Source organism: Cobetia sp. 10Alg 146, from assembly GCF_029846385.1.
Classification (GTDB): Bacteria; Pseudomonadota; Gammaproteobacteria; order Pseudomonadales; family Halomonadaceae; genus Cobetia; species Cobetia marina.
Genome location: NZ_JARWKT010000003.1, coordinates 523,016 through 546,005 on the forward strand (window position 1 = coordinate 523,016; position 22,990 = coordinate 546,005).

Sequence of the window (22,990 nt, forward strand, 5' to 3'; positions counted from 1 at the left end):
TCTTGCAAGCGAATGCGTGCCTGTCTTCTCCCGGTTCGCGTTCTGTCCCTCCGAGGTGCCGACCTGTCAGCGACGACCTGCGACAACAGGCGCATGACGAGGGACATGGCGGGAGGCCAGACGAAAGATGAGGGAGACAACAGCCAACAAGGTGAATCTGAAGGCGGGCATGATAACAGCTCAGGAAGACAGACGCTGCAGTGCGTGTTCGCAGCCGCTTCTGACAGGCGAGCAACCGGTAACGCCAGACGCAGGCGCGGAGATCGAGACCCGTCTCGCGCCATCAGGTGTTGCCGGGAGATCTCGGAGCGTCACACCGAAAGAAGGAGGGGGGGGAACTGGCGACACGCAGATGCCTGGCAGGGCATGCGCGTCAGAGACTCACGCATGTCCTGCCAGGCATCTACGCGGGCCGGGAAAGGCAAGGTTCCAGCACATGCCATGTTCCCGGCCACTTGCTCACGCCTTCCCCGTCATCTTGCGCCGTCTTTCTAGAGCAGGCCGGCCTGGACATCATCCTGTATGCCCTGAAGGCCGACATCGTCGCTCATCGGCCCCTGCTCATCATTGGAGACCGGAATCGCGTCGCCGTCCTCGAGCATGCTCATCATCGCGAGTGCATTCGGTGAGCCAGCCGGAGCCACATCCGGATCACGCGTGATCTGGAAGGACGCCAGATCCTGTGAACCGCCATTGAAGGTGATACGCAACACCTGCACCCCCTCCTCCAGGTCCAGCGTCAGCGAGGGGCCATCGACATAGACTCCCCAGGCGCCGGAATTGGGCAGCGTGCCACTGGCCTCGTCATAGAACTCGCCATTCTTCTCCACCGAGGCCGTGATGCTGCGCCCATTGTCAGGAGCGGAGGTGACGAATGACAGCGTGTGAGCGCCGGCCTGCTCGACATCGATGGTGTACTCAAGCCATTCACCATCCTCTACCCAGCCTATCGCTTCCCCCTCACCGACGATATCCACCGGTGTATCGCGATAGTTCGAGCCGAACTGAGCGCTGGAGAGCTCGTTGTAGGCCTCCCCTTGCCCGCCTTCATCAAAGTTGACGGCATCGAGGCTGAGTCCCTCATCCGCCTGCACCTGCCAGGGGATGCCTCCCGCATTGAAGGCCTGCTGACCATCAAGGGAGAGCGAGAATCCCTGCAGGTCCATGGAACCGCCATTGAAGGTCAGCCGCAGCACCTGCTCTCCAGCCTCCAGGGTCACCTGGGCGGTCTCGGTACCCACGAAACTGGTCCAGCTACCGGTCGGTGAGACCCCTACCGGTGTGGCGCTGGCGTACGGGGCGTCGGCCTCCTTGGCAAAGGTTGCGGTAATGCTGCGCTGCCCTCCCCCCGTGACTCCCAGGGAAGCCAGGAAGGCCATATCGTAGGTACCGGCCTGTTCGACGTTCAAGGTGTACTCCACCCATTCGCCATCCTCGATCCAGCCGATGGCGCTGCCGCCGCTGGCCATGTCCACGCCCTCACCGCGAACATCGGTCCCCTCCTGCACCTCGCTGGAATCGTTGTAGGCGACATCCTGTCCGCCTTCATCGTAATTCACCGCCTCAAGGCTGAAATCACTGCCTACCTGCCAGGGCTGACCATCGTCGGTGTACGCCTGCTGGCCATCGTCCACCGGCGCCACCAGCGTCAGATTCAGAGAGGCCAGATCCAGCTGTCCGCCGTTGAAGGTCAACCTGAGCACCTGCTCACCTTCCTCCAGCGTGAAGGTCAAGGGACCCACATCGGTGAAGTTGGTGAAACCGTCGGTGTCCGGTACCGCCACCGCCTGGCCCTCGGTATAGAAGCTGCCGTCCTGCTCGAAGGCGGCGGTGATCGACTTGCCGTCGGAAGTCGCCGAGGCGGAGAAGTTCAGCTCATAGGTGCCCGCCGTCTCGACATTCAGGGTGTACTCGAGCCACTCACCGTCGGCCACATAGCCGATGGCCAGGCTGCCATTGGAGATATCCACCGCTTCGTCGGAACGGAAGCCATCGCCCTGGTGGGCCTGCGTGGTGTCGTTGTAGGCGACGCCCTGGCCACCGTTGTCGAACAGGCGCGCCTCCAGTGTCAGGCCATCGCTTCCCACCGCCCAGGCAGTCTCGCCGGCATTGAAGGCGCTCTGTCCCACCGGCTCGGGATTGTCGAGGAAGTTCGGCACACCGTCGTTGTCATCGTCGTCGTACAGATCCACGCGTCCATTGCCGTCAGCATCTTCCGCCCCTGCGGGATCGTAGGTAGTGACGTTCTCCACCAGGAAGATGTTGTCGTTGTAGTCGTAGTTCACCCCCGCGTAATCCTGGATCACGATATAGGTATCCGGGATTTCGTTGCCGGCGGCGTCCCTGGCCACATACACACGGATCAGATGACCATCATTCTCGTCCCAGTTGAGATTGTTGCCGGGAGTGCCGATGGCATCGACGGTGTCCTCATGGAGGTTGGCGTCGGGATCGGACCAGGAAATATAGCCCTGGCGGCCCGATATCTCAGCGAAGAAACCAAAGGGCGCATCGCGATCCAGGGTGGTGGTGGTCAGCAGATCTCCCTCATTGAGCGTGCGTGGCAGCAACGTCTGACCATCGGCCTCGTCGTGGGCCAGCACCTCGTCGATATCACGGCTGTCGACGTCGTGGATGAACAGTCGTGCCACGTCGCCCTGGGTATGGTAAGCCGCCAGCTGAGTGATCTTGATCGGCGAGCCTCCATCGGCGCGCTGGAAGTACGGAGACAGGATCTCATCGCCGTTGGCCTCCACCAGCCCTCCCTGGTTCATCTGCCCTTCGGCAACATTGGTCGAGTAGCCGAAGGCATCGATGATCTCCTGCACTCCCGGTTCCTGGCCGCTTTCTGAGCGATTCTGGGCCAGGCCGGCAAGCTCGATGACCTTCTCTCCCTCATCCGCATCACTTGAGGTGATGATCAGGCTGGACTCGTAGAGGCTGCCATCGTTGGGGTCATCGGCGATGAAGCGCACGATCACATCGACTGACTCACCCGGCTCCAGCGTCACTGCAGTGAAGGCCTCCGTCAGCTCGAACAGCGTCGCATCACTGACCTCGACACGACTGATGTCGAGACTCTCGAAGCCATCGTTTCTCAGCGTGACGGTCACCTCGTCATGCACCTCCTGCGCGGCATTGGCCGGATTCTCGATGCGCGACATCACCAGGCGATCGTTGGAAGGCACGCCGTCATTGTTGATGACCGTCAGCTCACCACCAGACACCGGTGTCACGCCCTCGATGAGGAACATGTTGTCGTTGTAGTCATAGTTGATCCCGGTGTAATCCATGATCCCCAGGTAGGTGTCGGGGATCACGTTGCCCTCGGCATCGAGAGCCCGGAACATGCGCACGGTATAGCCGCGCTCGATACCCTCGGCATCGGCCGGCGGGGTGCCGCCTCCGGTCGGGTTGAGTGACGGGTCCGTGGACAGATTGGCCACTTCGATACCGAACACGCCACTTCCGGCCCACCCGACCGGGATATCATCGAGCCCGAAGGTCGCGGTGGCGAAGTTGCCGTTGCCCAATACCGGCAGGATCGACTGGTTATTGTCGCCCGCGTGATTGGAGAAGATCACGTCCTGCCCCTTGTCGCCGGGGTTGTGGATACCCAGCGTCGCCCCGCCACCGCCATGATAGGCCGCCAGCTGGGTGATCCTGGCCTCGCCAGCCCCCTCGGCCAGAGACCAGTAGCGCGATAGCACCTCGTCATCATTGACCGGGCGATACAGATCGAAGTCGTTGAGTACCGAATTCTCTCCGCCACCGAGGGTCGACAAGCCTTCGATACGGTTACCGAAGCCGAACACCTCCCACACCTCGTTGACGTTGGGCTCCCAGCCACCCTCGTCACGCGCCTGCCAGAAGCCAGCCATGTGGATCTCGGCGATCGGAGAGTCGGCATCGTTGGTGGTGAGACGGATACGGCCCTCGAAGACCCCATCACCGGCATTGTTGGACGGCGCGGTGTAGCTGTCCCGGTCGAACAGCACCGTGACCTCGAGGGATTGCCCCGCGGCCAGCGTCAGGCCATCAAACACCCCGGGGTCCGCCAGCGTGAAGGGGCCGTCGATGTCGGCATCGAGCACTTCCAGCACATCGCTGCCGGTGTTGGAAATGGTGACCGTGGCACTTTCCTTGAAGTCACGATCGGGATTCGAGCCGCTGTTGTTGTCCAGATAACTGAAGTGCAGGCGATCGGAGTAGTAGGCGGCATCACCGCTCTCTACCACGATATCGGCGTCGTCGCTGCCGACCACCGGCATCACATCGAGATAGTCGAGATCATCGGCACCATCGGCGGTGGACACCGCACGCAGGTTGTACTCCACCCCGGCCTCGAGCTCGACATAGGTGCCCTCTTCACCAGCGTCACCCACTCCCGGATAGGCCAGCAGTTTCACCGACTGCCCGTTGAGCGTCAGGGCCAGGCCCTGGCCATCATCGGCGCCCGCGTTCGCGGCCAGATCCAGACGATAGAGTCCGCTGCTGTCCACGCTGAAGTAGAAGTCGGCGGTCAGCTCGTTGAGGGTGCGTGCGCTGTCACCGCTCTCGAGCTCGATGCGCGACCCGTTCGAGACATCGGCATAGACCGGGATGAAGCTGTCGGACGGTGCATTCGGCACCTGCAGCAGATCGATGTTCGGCCCCACGGCACCCGGCGCGGTCAGGGTAATGGTGTTGCTGCCCTGCTGCAGAGCGACCAGCGTGTTCTGGAAGAACCAGTCGCTCTCGTCAGCGTTGCTCTGGCCTTCGAAGTTCAACATCCCGAGGTCGACACCATTGATCGCAAGCCCCAGGGGACGGTCATCCTTGGTCGCGGCAAGCGCGTAGCGGAAGGCGATGTCATAGCTTCCCGTCTCGGCGACATCGAGTGTCCAGGTAATGGTCTGATCACCCGTTCCCGCGAAGTCGACGTACCCATCACCGGACGCGTTGCGATCATCATCGCTTGTCAGTACCACCACGGCGCCATCGAGCACTGCCCCCTCGGCCTCGTACTCATCGACGCCAGGCGTGGTATCCGGCGCTTCCTGCAGGATCTCCAGCTGGTCGATATTGGGGCCGGTGTCGGCGGTGGCCTGCAGGCGCACCGTGTTCTGACCACTGACCAGCGTCGCTGCCACGGCCTCGGTCAACCACTCGGCCCAGGCTGCATCCCCCGTCAGGCCGTCGGGCGGACTGAAGTCAAACACCCCGACACTGACATTGTTGACGAACACTTCCAGCGGGCGATCGGCATTGCCGCCGTTGGCATAGCGCAGATGCAGCACCGAGTCGCCAGCCTGCTCGGCATCCAGCTCGAACGTGAAGGTGAGGAAGTCGGCATTGGTAGACCCGAAGTCCGCATAGCCACCTGGCGTGCCGTCGGTGTCGTCGGTATTGCCATCGAGCCCGAAGGCACCGGGGCGCAGGCCATTGGGCAGGTCCGGCTGGTTGGTCTCGGGGTTGTCGATGTCGCGAATCTGGATCTCGGCGTCCGTCCCCGTCGCGAGCGTCACGGCGGTGCCGTCGTCAGGCGTCCTGTCCTCGGCCTGAATGACCAGCAGCGAGACCAGCTCATCCGTCGGGTCGACAGGGTCCACGGGGTCGACCGGATCCACCACCCCGCCCGGTGCCGGGTCGAGGCGAATGATCTGGCTCTGGCCATTGCCGCGATTCAGGGTCAGCAGATAAAGCTGGCCGGTGACCGGATTCTCGATGATGTCCAGAGGGTCGACGTAACTGATGACGTTGCCCTCAGGATCCCGCAGTACGTCATCGCCAATCACGTTGCCGTTGGCATCCAGCGTGATCGAGCGCACGTCATCGCCGCCGGAGTACTCGGTGAACAGCACGTTGCCCTGCAGATTGCCGCCGAAGACATCACTGGTGTATTCCACTGCGCCGTTGGGCGAGCGATTCTCGCCGAGCGAATAGACACCCGAGATATCGTAGGTGCCCTCGGGGTTGGTGCCTGTCGGATACTTGTCGACCTGATTGGGGTCGGTGGCACTGGTCGGATTGCCGCCGTTCAGGATGTACTCGTCGCGCAGCGGGTTGGGATGCCCGTAATAGCCTCCCTCGACGATCTTGAACAGATAGTCATCCTGCTTCTCGACACTGGTGTAGCGCTCGTCCTCCGGCGTCGACGGGTCATCCGGCACGTTGCCGCCTGCCGCCGAACCGTTGGTCGGCACGTACAGGAAGCCATTGGAATGCCACACCAGGTCGTAGGCGTTGCGCGCCCCGGTGGCAAAGATCGTCAGCACCGCGTCGCTGGCGTAGGGGTCGTAGTAGGACTCGAGCACGTTGCCGGACTCGTCCTGCACCGTGGCGACACCACGCTCATCGAACACCAGGAACTCGCCATTGCCCATCGGGATCGGGTCGTCCTTGGGATGGCCATCCGGGTCATCGAAGCGAGTATTCTGGCCGTTGTCGGGAAGCGGCTCGGTAGTGACATCGAAGCCACCGGGAGGCGCATCACGGGTCGGGTCGATCTCCATCACCGCGGCATTCAACAGACGCTCCGGACGATTGCCCCAGGCGCTGTCCGGCTCGCCCATGGCAGAGTTGGAGCCCTGGATCAGATACAGCAGATGACTCGGGACGTCGGGATTGGTCTCGGCGTCGTAATCCGGATTCGCGCGGAACTCCAGGCTGTTGGTCACATGATCGCCATTGGAGCGTGGCAGGCCAGTGATGTAGGGCTCGGCGGTGCCCGAGAACTCGCTACCGCCCTCCAGGGTGATCTTGGTGATCCGGCCACTGAAGTCGGGCACGCCGTTGTCACGGCCAGACAGCGGGATCGGATAGTTGTCGGTGATCCACAGCACGTCGGGATCGGTGGGATCGATCACCAGCCCGATGATCCCGCGGCGATCATTGCTGGCATCGGCCCCGTCCTGATGGAAATAATCGCTCGGCAGCGAAAGCTCCTGGCGGTTGCCGAGGGAGCCATCGACGGGGTCGATGTCGTAGCGCAGGATCTGCCCCCCAATGGTCGCGATGTACATCGTCGAGCCATCGGCGGTGATCTCCAGCGAGGTGAAACCGAAGGCGTTGTCAGAGGCACCGTCGAGTTCCACCACGTCATTGAAGGCCACATCGCGAGCGACGATCTCCGGGGCTTCGCCGGTGATGAAGGTGTTGGTGTACTTCTGGAACTCACGGGTCGGCGCGTCCAGGTCGTCGTTGGCGCCACGATCCTGGAAGCCGTCGATGATCAGCGTATAGCTGGTGAACTCCTTGAGCGTCTGGCTCGGCGAGATGGTCAGGGAATCGAAGCCACCGGTGGTGTTGGCGTTGAAGCTGACCTCCTCTCCGGTCAGCGTCTCGATCAGCCGGATCGAACCGTCAGCCAGGCTCTCGAGCAGCGCCCCGCCGCGGCCGTCCACCACCGAGATGCCGACGAAGATGTCGGACGTCGGGTCGACCCCGCTCGGCAGGCCGCCGTCGTCGGGATCCAGATCGACTTCCACCTCGTTGTCACCGACCCCAGCGATGGCGCGCGCGTCAGTGAAGAAGGCGTAATCCTCGGCGGCGATGCGATCATCTTCCGGCGTCAGGTCCGGCAGTGCCTGGATCTCGAGGTACTGGATCTCGGTGTTCTCGTTGTCGAGCCCCAGGGAATCCAGTGTCAGACGCCCATCGCTGACCTGCACGATGCGGGTGACCAGATCCGAGCGGAAGCCATCGGTATCATCTGACGGATTGCCGTCCGCCGGGAAATCATCGGGCCGGAACGGGGTGAAGGGATCATTGAACAGCTCACCCTCGGCATTGAGCACGTTGCGACTGTCGTAGGGCCCGGAGGTATCCCCGATGGAGACGGTGACCTCGTAGTAGCCATCGTCCAGCTCGATCTCCCAGCCGGCGCGCACATAGGCGCTTCCCGGCTGGTCGAAGTGGGCGTAGGTGCCCTGGCGCGGGTCGAGCCCGGCGATGTCATCGGTGCGGTTATTGACCGCCACGCTGGTCAGCGCGCTGATGTCCAGCGGCTCGGTGCCGGGCTCGCCGTCGTAGATCGACGCCTCGGTGATCCAGCCGTACTGATGGGTCTGGCCGTCCACGGTCACCGATTGGGTGCCGAAAGCCTTGCCGTTGTCGGCGATGTAGCCATCCGGCACCGCGGTGCCTTCGGGCTGGAAGTTGATCTTGACCGAGAAGCGCTCGCCCGGCTCCACCGGACGCTCCGGCACCACGCCATCACGGCTCACCGTCAGGCTGTCGATGTTGGGGCCGGCGTTGCCCAGGTTGGCAAGGCGAATGGTGTTGTCGCCGGCCTCGAGCTCCACCTCGAGCGTCGTGGTGGTCCAGTTCTCCCAGCCGGCGGCGTCGGTCCCCGTGGAGGCAAAGGCCAGATTCCCCTGACTCAGCCCGTCCACCAGGATGTCCATGGGGCGATTCGCGCCGTTGGAACCGGCATTGGTATAGCGAACCTCCAGGGTGTAGGTACCGGCCTCACCGACCGCCACCTGGAACTCGGCGGCGTCACCGGCGTCGGCTCCCATGTCCAGATAACCGGTGCCGGTAAAGTCATCCCACAGCCCATCTGGTCCGGAGGCGACATTGGTTTCCGGATTGTCGGCATCGCGCACCTGGGTATCACCGTCGGTATCGATGATGGTCAGCGCCTCGCCCTCGATGGCGAAGTTGAATGCAGGCGTGCCGTCGCCCTCCGCGAAGCTGACCACCTCGCTGGCGCTGGCCTCATTGCCGGTGGCATCGGTGACGAACAGCGAGACGGCGAGATCGCCGCTCTGATCATCGAGCTGGCCGCTCAGATCCAGCGTGATGTTGCCATCGGCGTCCGGCGTCACTGCCTCACGGGTCGCGCCGCCGTCGAAGGACACGGCAACGCTGGTCACGTCATCATCGATGCCGGAGACGTTGAAGACTGCCGCCGCCAGCTGACTGGCATCGAGAGTGTCGTCAGCCGCGACGATGGCGAGATCGCCGTCCTCATCGGCACTCACATCCTCCGGGATCGGGCCGCTGCCGGCGTCGGTCACTTCGATGCGATCGATGTTGGGACCGGTGGTGGCGCCAGCAGGGATCGCCAGCACGATGGCGTTGCTGCCCGCCTCCAGGCTGACGGTGAAGGTCTCGAAGACCCAGTGGTCGAAGCCTTCTTCCCCGCCGCTGCCGTCCGGGTCCGTGCTGGCCATGGCCAGCATCAACGGATCGCCGCCATTGATCACCAGATCCAGCGGACGATCGGTATTGGTGGCGTAACGCACACTGATGTCGTACTGACCGGCCTGGGCCACCTCGATCTGCCAGGCGACGTTATCGCCAGCCGTGTCGCCGAAGTCCAGATAGCCGGTACCGGAGAAGCCCGGCCGCAGACCGTTCTCCAGATTCGCATTGTCTTCGGGATTGTCGGCATCGCGCACTACGGTATCCGTCGCGTTGGCGCCGTCATCGAAGCTCGTCACCGTGCCGTCTTCGGCCTGCAGACGCAGGGGCGAGAACGGCGCTTCATCGACATCATTCACGGTGACCGAGAGCTGCGCGGTGGTGGAGAGGTCGCCGTCACTGACGCTGACCTCGACGTCATAGACGCCATCTTCGTCATCATCGACCGCCAACTCGAAATCGCGGGCACTGGTGAAGCTCAGCACGCCGGTGGTGGCGTCAATGGTGAACAGCGGAGAGTCGGCCCCGCCAGTGATGGCGAATACCGGCGCGTTGAGGCCGAGAGTCCCCCCGTCTTCATCGACGAGCGGGATCGCGCCAATCTCGGTCAGGTTCTCATCCACTGCAAACGCGGTCTGGTCGATGGCGATGCTCTCATTGAGATCTGCCACGGTGATCAGGGTGTCCTGTGACACGCTGTCCTCGCCATCGGTCACCGTCACGGTCAGCTCGTAGATACCATCTTCATCGCTGTCGGCGGCCAGTTCCGCGTCCGGTGGATTGAGGAAGGCGATTCCTCCACTCGCCACGTCGTAGGTGAAGAGCGCGGCATCGGCACCGGACAGCGTCACCGTCAGGCTGTCGCCATCGGCATCCTCAAGCACCAGACTCGCCACGCCTGCACTGTTCTCGTCGACACTGATCGCGGCACCGAGTCCCGCCAGGGTCGGGGCAGTGTTGACCGGCTCATCGATACGCTCGAATTCAAGCGAGTCGATACGCATCAGCTCGCCACCGGCACCACGCAGTTCGAGGCTTGCCAGATCGCCGGCGGTGACCTCGACGGGCGTCTCGAAGACGATTTCCTTGCGGTTGCCGCTCTGGCCAGCATTTCCGCGCGCGCCACTGCCGACGAAGGTGCCGAAGTCGTCGTTCAATACCACGTCGGCGCTCAGGCTATCGGTTGTCGTGTTGCGCGCTTCAAGCACGGTGTCACCGATGGTCAGGGTCAAGGTGCCTTCACCGTCGGTTTCATCGAACACATAGAGGCGTGCGATGTACCAGCCCGGCTCCACACCGCCCGCCGAGAGATCAGTGCCGATCGTCGCCGGCGCATTGCTGGTCAGACGAATCAGCTGCTCGTTGGACGCCGACGCACTGCCGGTGACGATCAGGTTACCGGCGTCGAGATCCGTGAAATCTTCCGCCTCGATCGTGATGCTATCGCCAACCTGGGTGCCTTCGATGATGAAGCTCAGCGACTGGGTCGCTGACAGACCACTCGGGTCGGTGGCGCGCACGACAACATCGAAGGTGCCTCCTTCACTTGGCGTGCCTTGAATGACACCGTCGATCACCTCGAGTCCGGCAGGCAGATCCTCGGCCGTCAATGTCAGGCTGTCGCCATCGGCATCGGAGAACAGCGAGGCGAAGTCCGCCAGCGGAATCTGGAGGAAGCTCTCGCCCACCTCTCCAAAGTAGGGCTCGAGAGCGGCAGGCTCCGCCACCGGGGCGTCGTTGACGTTCTCGATGCTCAAGGCGAAGTCGGTATCGGTACTGGCGGTGCCATCATCGGCGGTCACCGTGATGGTGTAATCGCCCGGCACCAGACCAGCGAGGCTCCCGGACAGCACATTGTCGCTGACACTCAGCCCGTCCACGGTGACCGGCAGGCCATCGCCATCGGTGACCCGGAAGCTGAAGGCGAGGTCATCGCCATCGTCATCGACGAAGGGCAGGTCAACCTCGAGATTCGCGCCTTCGTCGAGACTCAGGTCAGCGATGCCACCCCCCACCACGCGCGGTGCGCTGTTGGTGTCATCGACACCGGCTTCTGACAGGCTTACGCCACTGAAGCTCGCACTGCCCTTGGCGCCCACATCATCGTCGTTGACGAAGACCAGCGAATCGAGGGTGATGCCCGCATGCGCCGAGAGATCGATGGTGAAGCGCAAGGTGCCATCGCCATTGTCGATGCCCTGCCCACGCAGATCGACAAAGCCACCCTGCGTCTGGCTGCCGCCCAGCTGATAGACACTGTTTCCGCCATTGAACGGATTGGAATCGGCATCGAAGCCGATGGCAACGATCTCGGGGACCGGCGAATCGGATATGGCCACATCCAGGGTCAGGATGCTGCCACTGGTGATCGTGTAGTCCTCCGGCAGGGCTGCCCGCTTCCAGACATTGTCGTTCAACGTCAGAGTGCTACCGTCGTCTTCCACCACCGCCCCCGTGCCAACGGAGGGATTGTCCTGGGTCGCGTTGTAGGCGCTGATCGTGGCGTCATCGAAGGTGACATCCAGCGTCACGCTGCCGACGACGGCCAGCGTGACTGGCTCCGCGACACTCGCCTCATTACCGGCGGCATCGGTCACGATCAGGGTCACGATCACATCGCCCGGGGCCTGTGTGGAGAGATCGACCGTCAAGGTGTCGCCATCGCTGACAACGGACTGACGGGTCACGCCGCCGTCGAAGCTGATCTCGAGAGTCGAGCCGTCATCGATCCCCGCGACACCGAATACCACGCTGGCGCTGTCATCCGCCTCGATGGCATCTTGCGGGCCTTCGAGTGCCAGGTCGCCCCCCTCATCGGCGGTGGTATCCAGCGTCAGCGCCAGGCTCTGTTCGGCACGGTTGCCGAAGGCATCCATGGCGATCAGCGTGACCGACAGATCGCCATCAGCGAATCCCGACAGGTCCAGCGTGAAGCTGCCATCCGGGTTCGGCACCACCTCCTGGACCGTGATTCCCTCATCGAAGGTCACGCCGACGAAGGTGATGTCGGCATCCAGTCCACTGACGCTGAAGCCCGCTTCACCGACGGTCGCGCCATTGAGGAGGGGGTCTACGGCGGTAAAGGTCAGCACAGAGGCATCGGCATCCGCCACGACATCCCCTACCGGGCCCGTGCCCGCCGTGGTGACCTCCAGGCGATCGATATTAGGCCCATTGCTGCGCCCATCAGGGATCGTCAGCGTGACGGTGTTGTCACCGACCTCCAGACTCGTCGTCAGGGTGTGGTAGCTCCAGACATCGAAGCCCTCAGGGTCGACGTTGCCAGCGTTGGGGTCAGTCCCGACAAAGGCGAGCTCGGAGGACTCGCCGTCATTGATCGAGAGAGCCAACGGACGCGCGCCATTGCTGGCATAGCGGAAGTTGAGGTCGTAGTCGCCCGCCTCGGCCACATTGACGGTGAAGGTGAGGCTGTCACCCGGCGCACTGCCGAAATCCACGTAACCGGTGCCGGAAAAGTCCGGGCGCAGTCCGACAAAGCCACCGGCCTCGGGATTCGCGGCGTCACGCACCACGGTGGCGGCCCCGTTATCGGCGCCCAGCACGGCATCCTCGGCTTGCATCACGACTGGCGCAATCACCGGATCGACAGGCTCCACCGCATCGGCCTCCAGAAGCGCCACCTCGATCTTGTCGATGTTCGGCCCGTTGGTCGCGCCGCCCAGACGCAGGGTATTGCTGCCGGCGGCCAGGGTGATCTCCAGCGTCTCGGTCGACCAGCCCTCCCACGCGGAAGACCCGCCATTGCCTGGCTGGTTGTCCGCGGGCACATCATCGACATCATCGGGGTAGTAGCCCGGCGCCTCTACCGCTGCGAACTGGAAGGTGCCGACCTGACTTGGCGTGTCGTCATCGACCAGAAAGAGACCAATGGGGCGCGGGGAGCTGGACGCGTAGGTCACGGTGACGCTGTACGTGCCGGCGGTAGCCACTTCAAGGGTGAATTCTCCGTAGGCTTCGGCATTGCCCGACGCCCAATCGAGATAGCTGGCCCCTTCGGCCCCGACGCGGAAGGTTTCCCCGCCATCGGTGAAGCTGGCGATGTTGTCGACCGTCACCACGCGATTGGTGCCATCATCTGCGACATCAGACGTCGGGCCGATATCGAGATCCTCGCCCTGGATGACGTAGACGTCCGGGTCCGGCGCACGCACTTCCAGATAGTCGACGTTGGGGCCACTGGCCCCATTGGAGGTGAAGGACACCGTGTTCTCGCCCGCCTGCAGCTGAACGCGAATGGTACGCTCGCCGAACTCACTGAAATCAGTGGCGTCGCCGGTCAGGGTCGTGCTCGGCAGGTCAAACATTCGATCCTGAAGCTCACCGTTGACGTCCAGGCGCAGAGGGCGGTTGCGATCAGACCCGTCGCCATTCTGGCTAAGCGCATACCCCAGCGCGAGTTCATACTCGCCGGCCTCGGCAACGCTGAAGCTGAAGGTCAGCGTCTCGCCGGTCGCGCCGCCGAAGTCCACGTAGGCAGTGCCTGATGCATTGGCGGTATTGGACGGATTATCCCCCCCGGTCACCACCTCGATACCGGCTCCACCGATGGAGGATGCATTGCCATCTCCGTCGTCATCGCTGAGGTCTTCAGCCTCGATACGAAGGGTAGTGAAGCTTTCCGGTGCGATGAGCGCCGCCGTGGCCAGAGGGGCAGGTTCGGCCAGCAAGGCAGGTCCTGTGCCCGCGGCAGGTTCATCACTACTGGTCAGTAGCGCCTGGGTGGCTTGCGGCGTGTCCTCCTGGTCACTCACCTCCTGGTCACTCACCTCCTGGTCACTCACCTCCTCGGCGACGACATCCGGTGACTCGACCTCGAAGCCGAACTGCTCACCAGACCCGGGCAGTACCTCGCCTCTTTCGTCCAACGCTTCGATCATCATCTTGAGCTTGCCTGATAGAGGGGTCGGCAGATGATCAAAGACAAAGGGACGCTCAAATCGCTCAAATACCGACAGTCGATCCTGCGCATCCTCGAATGTCATTCGTATTGACTTGATGGAATCCCCCCACGCTGAGGGAAATGGCGTGACCATTATCTCGTGATCCTGGAACGTCTTTCCCTCAAGACGATCACCACTCCTGATACGTGATGCCATGGACTCAAGACGACTCGATACGAATGACATGGAATACATTTTCCCTACCCCTCGAATAATTTTTAGTGGCGATTTCTACGCCATCTTGAGACCTCACGACACGACGTCCCTCACCGGCAATGAATCCCCGATGACGTTCCACTCTCCAACGCTTTCCCAAAGAGTTAGAACATGACCGGCAAAGGCTCGTAAACCCGTCAAAAACGAGTCTAGACGCGGCCTATCGCAAGACAAGAGGTATTTCCACTCACCCTCGAAATGGCAATATGCATCAGATTCCCACATCAAAATAAACTCAATGAAAACAATACAGTGAATGCTTTGAAATAATAAAACACCACCTCTATAAACCCTCGATACGACTTGCGTGAGGAGAAAAACAATGCTGAATACCAGAGAAGATAATCTTATCGAAAGCCAGAACCGTCATACTTTTTGAAAAACGTAAACCATATGGATCTTCACCATCAGACATGAGCAAAATAAACAGCAAAAACCAACAAAATAAAACCCGGAAAGTTTTTTATTGATCATTGAAATATTCACTTGCTCGCCGATCATTCAGCAGCAATATTTCAACAGGCAGCCAGAGGAATAAAAAAAGAATAGCCTAATAAATAGATGATCAATATTGACCACAGAACCATGGCGTCTCCTCAAGACAACGTGAAATATCCGAGCTCAGGCAGCCGTCAACGACGGTGACGTGGATAAAAAGAACAACAACGACGCTAGGGAACGACACCATGGCCATCTCCCGGGAAGGTAATGACCTGCAAAAGATCCTGGACCACTGTCGGCACAGCTTTGTCTATGTCGGCCTCTTCAGCTTGTTCATCAATCTGCTGATGCTGGTGCCGCCGCTCTACATGCTGCAGGTCTATGATCGAGTCATCACGACACGTAGCCAGGAAACGCTGCTGATGCTGACTCTGGTGGTCGTGTTCCTCTTCATGGTGATGGGGGCCCTTGAACTGATTCGCTCGAGAATCCTGGTCCGAGTCGGGAATCGACTGGATGTGCTGATCAGCCCGAGACTTTACAGTGCCATGTTCAAGCACTCCCTGATGACACCGGGCAAGCCCTCCGCACAGCCGCTGAACGACCTCACCACCCTTCGCCAATTCCTTTCCGGCAACGGCCTGTTCGCCTTCTTTGACGCGCCCTGGGTGCCGATATACATCGGCGTGCTGGCACTGTTTCACCCATGGTTTGGTCTGTTCGCCCTGGGCGCGGGCCTTGTTCTGACCGTCATTGCGCTGATCAACGAGAAGACCACCAGAAAGCTGCTGAGCGATGCCAACGGCCAACATGTCCTGTCCCAGGATCTTGCCAACAGCAATCTGCGCAACGCCGAAGTGCTCCACGCCATGGGCATGCTGCCGGGCATCCAGAATCGATGGGAGGCGCGCCACCGTGAGTATCTGGTGCTGCAGTCCAAGGCAAGCGACCGCGCAGGTCTCTTGACCAACACCTCCAAGGTACTGCGCTTGATGTTCCAGTCATTGATCCTCGGTCTTGGCGCCTATCTGGTGCTGACCGGCGACCTGACGCCCGGCATGATGATTGCCGGCTCGATCCTGATGGGGCGGGCGCTGGCGCCGATCGATCAGATGATCACCGGCTGGAAAGGCTTCAGCGGTGCACGCACCTCACGAGCCCGCCTCGAGGAGCTGCTCGAGGCCGTGCCGGCCGAGGCGCCCTCGATGCCTCTGCCAGCCCCCAAGGGCCGACTGACACTGGAGGCAGTCAACGCCGCGCCGCCAGGCGAGCGTCTACCGACCCTCAAGGACATCACTCTGACACTTGCCAAGGGTGAGCACATCGCCGTGGTAGGCCCCAGCGCCGCCGGCAAATCCACCCTGGCACGAGTGATACTCGGCCTATGGCCAGTGCAGCTGGGATGCGTACGCCTCGATGGCGTGGACGTCAGTCAGTGGAAGCGGACCGCGCTCGGGCCTCATCTTGGCTATCTGCCGCAGGATATCGAGCTGTTCGATGGCTCCATCGCCGAGAATATCGCGCGCTTTCAGGAGGTCGATGCGTCACTCGTGGTGCAAGCCGCCCAGAGCGCCGGTGTCCACGACATGATCCTTCGCCTGCCGCAAGGCTATGACACCTGGCTGTCCCACGGGGGAGCCGCCCTCTCCGCGGGCCAGCGACAGCGTATCGGCCTGGCGCGGGCACTCTATGGAAAACCGGTGCTGGTAGTGCTCGACGAACCGGACGCCAACCTGGATGAAAGTGGCGAGCAGGCGTTGGCCAAGTGTCTGATGCAACTGCGCCAGGCAGGCACCACGGCCATCATCATCACCCATCGTCAACGTCTTCTGCAGCAGGTCGACCGCATCCTCGTCCTCAAGGATGGCCAGGTGGCTTCACTGTCCCCGCCGACGCGAGGACGACCCGTTGCACGGGCCGTGGCAGGGAGAGGGCACTCGACTCCGTCCATGAACGCACAGCGTGTCACCGAGCTGAAACCCAGTGCCAGAGGCCGCCATGAAGGCGGTGAGGAGAGCCCGAGATGACCACCTCCCACTCCATGAATGGCGGCTTTGACAGTGAGCTTCCGCTACGCGACCACAATTATCGACGCCTGGGCCTGGCCGTACTGCTCATCGCGGTCGGCGGATTCGGCAGCTGGTCAGTCATGGCGAACCTGGCAATTTCCGTGGTGGCACCGGGATCGGTATCGGTAGAGAGCTTCACGAAGACCATCCAGCACCTCGAGGGAGGCATCGTGGAGTCGATTCGCGTGGAGGATGGCGATCATGTCGAGGCCGGCGACGTGCTCATCGTCTTCGATGACACCCAGGCACGCTCTCAGCAGAAGATCGTCGAGGCTGAATACCTGATTGCCAGAGCCAGTGAGATACGCCTGCTTGCCGAGTACAGCAACGCCGAGACCCTGACCTTCCCGGAAGCCTTGAGGCAGTCGACCAATCCTCGTGTGCGGGAGGTCCTTGAAGTACAGCAGCGGCTCTTTGACGTACGTCGTCAATCGCTGAACGGTGCCATGGCAGCCCTGGATGAGCAGGTCGTGCAGATGAACGAGCAGATTGCAGGTCTCGAGAATACCCAGGCCATCACAAGACGACGCATCAACTCTCTCAATGGTGACGTTGCCAACCATCGCAAGCTGTTCCGAAATGGTCTGATCAATAACCAGCGATTGCGTGAGATGGAGCGTGAGAGTCTCGAATACCAGAGCGACAATGCCGGCCAATTTGCCGAGGTCGCACGGCTGCGTTCCCAGATCAGCGAAAACGAGCTGCAGAAACAGATTCGCCTGCAGGAATTCCAGCAACAGATCGGCGAGTCTCTGCGTCAGGTTCAGGCAGAGGTCACCGATGCGGAAGAACGACTGGTCGCGCTCAATGACAACCTCAGGCGTACCAAGGTCATCGCACCGGTGGCCGGCACCGTGGTCGGCCTGAAGGTCCATACGCTGGGCGCGGTGATTCGCAGTGGCGACCCCCTGCTCGATATCGTGCCCGCCGGCGACGGCTTCATCGTCGAGGCCAGGGTCCCGGACCATGATATTGACCACCTCTACCTCGGCCAGCCCGCAGAGATTCGCTTCAGCGCATTCAATCAGCGCCTGTCCAACATCATCGATGGCGAGGTCACGCACGTGAGCGCCAACAGCTTCGAGGATGAAGCGACGCGTGCCCGGTATTACAAGGCGCGGATTCGCGTCACCCGGACCGGCCAGAGCAACATGACCGAGAGCATGCGATTGCTTTCCGGCATGCCTGCCGAAGTGATGATCCGTACTGGTGAGCGCAGCTTCGCCAGTTATGTCGGCAAGCCTGTCGTGGATATGCTGGCGCGAGCAATGAGGGAGGAATGAGGGGGAATGACAGGCGACTGAGGCGCCAGTTGACGCAGGGAATCACGAGAGGGGCAGGCAATTCGACCAGCCCCTCCTCAGAAACGCGAAAAGCCCGCATCGTGAGATGCGGGCTTTTCTGAATCTGGTGGAGGAGGAGGGATTCGAACCCTCGAAGCCTTTCGACTTACACACTTTCCAGGCGTGCTCCTTCGACCACTCGGACACCCCTCCAGATCAGTGCTCTCATTGGTCACCCGACTGCGTCGTGTTTCCCTTGAGAACGCGGCGTATATTATCGATAACCCTTGAGGGACGCAAGCCTTTTTTCCAAAATCTTTCAGATAGATAGCGTCAGCGCCCTCACCCACCGCACTCGGACCGAGGTCGGGCCGAGACCGTGCTCGGCATCACGGCCCGAGCACCACGTAATCGCCCTGGGCCTCGAAACACAGTCTCGGGGAAGACTGCCCATCGACCTGACACCACAACTGCTGAGTCAGCGACAATCGCGCTCGCCGCCCTGCCGCCAGACGCTCGCCGACGTCGATCAGCGCGGCCATGTCATCCGGCGCACAGCAGATGTGGTAATCGCCACTGACCGGGGCCAGAAACTGCTGACTGGCTCGCGACACCACGAGATCGCGCTGGATACCGCGAGCACGCAGCCAGAGCGTCACCCAGCTCCAGCCACACAGGGTCGCCTCGAGACTCATGGCCCCGCCGAAGGCCGTGCCCTTGTCGTTGAGATTGGGCGGCAGATGCAGGCGCCAGCTCAGCTGACCCGTCGAGCGCTCGGGCTCTGACCACTGCATCTCGACAAGCCCCATGTGGGCAGCCAGCGGAATCGCCTGACTCAGCCAATCACGGAACCGTGACAGATCTTCACCGACCGGCGCCGCGAGAGTGCCCGACCGCCCCTGCCCATCACGCGGCAAAGGCAGCGGTGGCCAGGCTTCACCACTCGAGCGCAACTGCTCGTTCATTCAGCGCCTCACTGCCAGCGTTCGACGAAGTCGGCACTCTCGCGGCTCGGCAAGGGCTTGAGACGTCCGCCCGGGGTGCCGAGGTAGAGGAAGCCGACCAGCTCATCCTGCTCACTCATGCCCAGTCCGGCGTGCACGGTTGGGTCGAACGCGTAGCCGCCCGTGCGCCACATGCCACCGAGTCCCTGTGCCTGAGCGGCAAACAACATGGCGTGAGCGGCACAACCGGCACTCACCACCTGCTCGACACGCGGCACCTTGGGGTGGTCCGGCGTGACCTTGGCGATCACCGCGACGACCATCGGCGCCCGTAGCGGCTTCTTGCTGGCCGCGGCCTGGGCCGCCTCGTCACCTGCCGGCGACGTGTTGCGCTCCGCCTCGGCAAACAGCTCGCCGAGACGCTCCAGCCCGCTGCCCGTGAATTCGATGAAGCGCCAGGGCGTCAGCTCGGCGTGGTCCGGCGCACGCAGGGCGGCCTGGTAGATGGCCTCCATCTGCGCATCGCTCGGGGCTGGCGCCATCAGCTTGCCCATGGAATTGCGTTCATGCAGTAACGTCAGCGCGTCCATCGTCTCTCCTGTCACAGACTTAAGATAAGAATGATTCTCACACTAGCATCTCGCCAGCACGCCGTCTCATCACTCGATGCTATCTGCCTGATTGGCAAGCCGATCAGACGACATGACCATAGAGAGGACTACTGACGCGAGAGACGCAGCGGCAGGCTGGCACGGGCCTCGGCCTCGAGATCTGGCGTGGCACGCCACGGGCTGATATCCAGGCCGCCACGCCGCACATAGCGCGCCATCACCAGCAGGGACTCAGGCTTCACGCGCGCCATCAGGTCGACGAACAGATGCTCGACGCAGTGCTCATGGAAATCCTGGTGCTGGCGATAGCTGATCAGGTAGGCCAGCAGGCGCTCGCGATCGATACGCGGACCGCGATAGCGGATCCAGACGCTGCCCCAATCCGGCTGACCGGTGACCGGGCAGTTGGACTTGAGCAGATGGCTGTGCAGGTCTTCGCTGACGATATCGGCGTCATCGGCGCTGAGCAGCTCCGGCGACGGCGTGTAGTGCTCGACGGTGATCGGCAAGTCATCGAGGCATTCTCCCGGCAGGCGCCCGACGTCCAGCTCGTCATCATCCAGTCCCAGCAGACGCACCTCGACCGGCGCGCCCGCCGCGGCGGCAAGATCCCGCTCCAACGTCGCCTGCACGGCCGCCTGATCGGCGAAGCGGCTCTGATTGAGGCTGTTGAGATAGAGCTTCCAGGACTTGGACTCGATCAGATTCGGGGAAGCCGCCGGCAGGCGGAAACGGGCCACACGCACCCACGGCTTGCCGGATTCATCCAGCCAGGAGACCTCAAAGGCGTGCCATTCATCCTCACCGACGAACGGCAACGCCGCATCATCGATACCGATGGGACCACGATTGGCCGCCCGCGCGATGGGGAACAGCAGGCTGGCATCGTAGTGCTCGGGGTAAGCGGACTCTCGCCCGAGCGGGGCATCCTTGAGAGTCTCGGGGCGCGCCTCATCGGGCACGTTGACGGCAGTGGGGTGAGCCATGACAGCACTCCTGTGAAATAGGCCAATAACGCATCGATATCAGGGGCGCAGACAGCAGAACGCCGGCGTTTCGTGCACTGGCGCGATAGCGCGCATCTTACCATCATCCTCTGGGCGACATCTTCAGCTGCGGATGCCCTTGCCACGCTCCAGCAGCCACAGCGCGAAGGCGAACAGGCCGATGATGAAGGCCACGATGGCCGCCATCGCCGGGCCGACACTGATGTCCGAGACCCCCAGAATGCCGTAGCGGAAGGTGTTGACCATGTAGAGAATCGGGTTGGCCAGCGATACCGTCTGCCAGAAGTCCGGCAGCATGTGGATGGAATAGAAGACGCCACCGAGATAGGTCAGTGGGGTCAGCACGAAGGTCGGAATGATCGAGATATCGTCGAACTTGCGTGCGAACAGCGCATTGATGAAGCCACCGATGGAGAACAGCAGCGCCGTCAACACCACGACCACGATGGTCAGGATCGGGTGATGGATATCGAGATCCGTGAACAGGAAGGCCACGGCGGTGACGATGATGCCGACACCGAGCCCGCGCACGGCGCCACCGATGATATAGCCGAGCAGGATGATCCAGGACGGCAGCGGCGAAACCATCAACTCCTCGATGCTGCGCTGGAACTTGTTGGAGAAGAACGACGAGGCCACGTTGGAATAGGAGTTGGTGATCACCGACATCATGATCAGCCCCGGCACGATGTAATCCATGTAGCTGATGCCATCCATGGTACCGATGCGCGAGCCGATGAGATTGCCGAAGATGACGAAGTACAGCGTCATGGTGATGGACGGCGGCAGCAGCGTCTGCGGCCAGATACGCGTGAAACGACGGACTTCCTTGACGACGATGGTGACCAGAGCCACCCATAGCTGACGGGGGTTCACTGCGTGATCTCCTTGGCGACATTGGAGGCGATACCGCTTTCGGCATTGGAGCGCTCGACCAGGTCGACGAACAGCTCCTCGAGACGATTGGCGCGATTGCGCATCGACACCACGGTGATCCCGGCGCGATCCAGCGCCGCGAAGGCGGTGTTGATCGACTGGCCCTTGCGTACGGACAGCGACAGCTGCTGGGGATCGCTCAGAGAGACCTCGAATCCCTCGATGACCGGCGCGCTGGCAAGCGGCTCACGTAGATCGAGCAGGAAGGTTTCGGCGTCCAGCTCCTTGAGCAGCTCGCGCATGCTGGTGTTATGCACGATCTCGCCGTGATTGATGATGGCGATATTGCGGCACAGACTCTCGGCCTCTTCCAGATAATGCGTGGTGAGGATGATGGTAGTGCCCTCCTCACGGTTGATGCGGCGCATGAACTCCCACATCGAGCGACGCAGCTCGATATCCACCCCGGCAGTCGGCTCATCGAGAATCAGCAGACGCGGCTTGTGAATCAACGCGCGGGCAATCATCAGACGGCGCTTCATGCCACCGGACAGCATGCGTGACGGGGTATCGCGCTTGTCCCACAGCCCGAGATCCTTGAGCAGGCGCTCGGCACGCGGGCGCGCTTCCTTCATGGGCATACCGTAATACCCTGCCTGGGTCATCACGATATCCTGCACCTTCTCGAACTGATTGAAGTTGAACTCCTGAGGGACCACACCGAGATGGTATTTGGCCTTCGAGAAATCCTTGTCGATATCGATGCCCGAGATCTCGACCTTGCCGGCGGTTTTCTGCACCAGCGAACTCACCACCCCCAGGGTCGTGGACTTGCCGGCCCCGTTGGGCCCCAGCAGTGCAAAGAAATCGCCCTCAGGGACATCGAGATCAATCCCCTTGAGCGCCTCGAAACCGTTACCGTAGACCTTGGTCAGGCCACGAATGGACAAGGCGAGTCGTGACATCGGACACCTGTAATCAAATTGACGCTGTCAGCCAGCACAGCAGAAAAGACGCATCTGAGAACAATTGCGCAACAGTAGCGACACCGCTGAGCAGCACTCGAACATGAAAATCAGACACAAGACATTGGATGCGCATGGTAACGCATTCAGCGCTGCCACATCAGGCACGCTGCAGGAAAGGCATTAGTGCGATACGGGAAACAAGCAGGAGGGAAAAATCAACTGGGAGGACAACACCAAGGACCGGTGCAGAACGAGCTGAGGAGGAGTTTCAGGCACAAAAAAAATCGCCGGTGACGTGGCACGATGATCGTGTCTGTCAGGCGATGGCGCACTGCTATTTCATCAATCACATCGTGTTCGACTGGAGCGGGAAACGAGATTCGATAGGACTGGCGTTCCAGATCGCGACCCAATGACTTTCCACTTTTCGACTGGAGCGGGAAACGAGATTCGAACTCGCGACCCCAACCTTGGCAAGGTTGTGC

The 22,990-nt window shown here is 61.6% G+C and carries 8 protein-coding genes and 1 tRNA gene; 2 read left to right on the plus strand and 7 right to left on the minus strand.

Annotated features, from left to right (window positions below; translation table 11 throughout):
• Window positions 1-491 precede the first annotated feature (491 nt).
• A complete protein-coding gene (locus QD172_RS08250) occupies window positions 492-14,132 on the minus strand; it encodes a carbohydrate-binding protein (protein WP_279855435.1) in 13,641 nt (4,546 codons plus the stop codon).
• An 860-nt stretch (window positions 14,133-14,992) separates the two neighbouring features.
• Between QD172_RS08250 and QD172_RS08255 the strand changes: the two genes are divergently transcribed.
• Together QD172_RS08255 and QD172_RS08260 are read left to right on the plus strand one after the other, a co-directional pair.
• Window positions 14,993-16,774 carry a type I secretion system permease/ATPase gene (locus QD172_RS08255; protein WP_191237609.1) on the plus strand — a complete coding sequence of 594 codons (1,782 nt, stop codon included), beginning with the start codon at window positions 14,993-14,995 and terminating at the stop codon, window positions 16,772-16,774.
• Window positions 16,771-18,099 carry an HlyD family type I secretion periplasmic adaptor subunit gene (locus QD172_RS08260; protein WP_077375488.1) on the plus strand — a complete coding sequence of 443 codons (1,329 nt, stop codon included), beginning with the start codon at window positions 16,771-16,773 and terminating at the stop codon, window positions 18,097-18,099. Before QD172_RS08255 ends, QD172_RS08260 begins: the two co-directional genes overlap by 4 nt.
• Before the next feature lie 125 nt (window positions 18,100-18,224).
• Here QD172_RS08260 and QD172_RS08265 read toward each other — a convergent pair.
• The 6 genes from QD172_RS08265 to QD172_RS08290 all read right to left on the minus strand — a co-directional run bounded on the left by QD172_RS08265 (window position 18,225) and on the right by QD172_RS08290 (window position 22,502).
• A tRNA-Ser gene (locus tag QD172_RS08265) sits at window positions 18,225-18,312 on the minus strand.
• Window positions 18,313-18,488: 176 nt separating this feature from the next.
• Complete coding sequence (locus tag QD172_RS08270; RefSeq protein ID WP_176493531.1) at window positions 18,489-19,064, minus strand: YiiD C-terminal domain-containing protein; 576 nt, start codon at window positions 19,062-19,064, stop codon at window positions 18,489-18,491.
• 8 nt (window positions 19,065-19,072) lie between these two features.
• The gene (locus QD172_RS08275; protein ID WP_077375494.1) at window positions 19,073-19,633 is read right to left on the minus strand and encodes an NAD(P)H nitroreductase; all 561 of its coding nucleotides are present in this window, start codon (window positions 19,631-19,633) and stop codon (window positions 19,073-19,075) included.
• Window positions 19,634-19,761: 128 nt separating this feature from the next.
• Entirely contained in the window at window positions 19,762-20,640 is an 879-nt protein-coding gene (gene queF / locus QD172_RS08280; protein ID WP_176503208.1) for an NADPH-dependent 7-cyano-7-deazaguanine reductase QueF, read from the minus strand.
• Window positions 20,641-20,763: 123 nt separating this feature from the next.
• Window positions 20,764-21,537, minus strand: a complete 774-nt coding sequence (locus QD172_RS08285; protein WP_077375500.1) for an ABC transporter permease — start codon at window positions 21,535-21,537, stop codon at window positions 20,764-20,766.
• Window positions 21,534-22,502 carry an ABC transporter ATP-binding protein gene (locus QD172_RS08290; RefSeq protein ID WP_077375503.1) on the minus strand — a complete coding sequence of 323 codons (969 nt, stop codon included), beginning with the start codon at window positions 22,500-22,502 and terminating at the stop codon, window positions 21,534-21,536. Before QD172_RS08290 ends, QD172_RS08285 begins: the two co-directional genes overlap by 4 nt.
• Window positions 22,503-22,990: the final 488 nt, after the last annotated feature.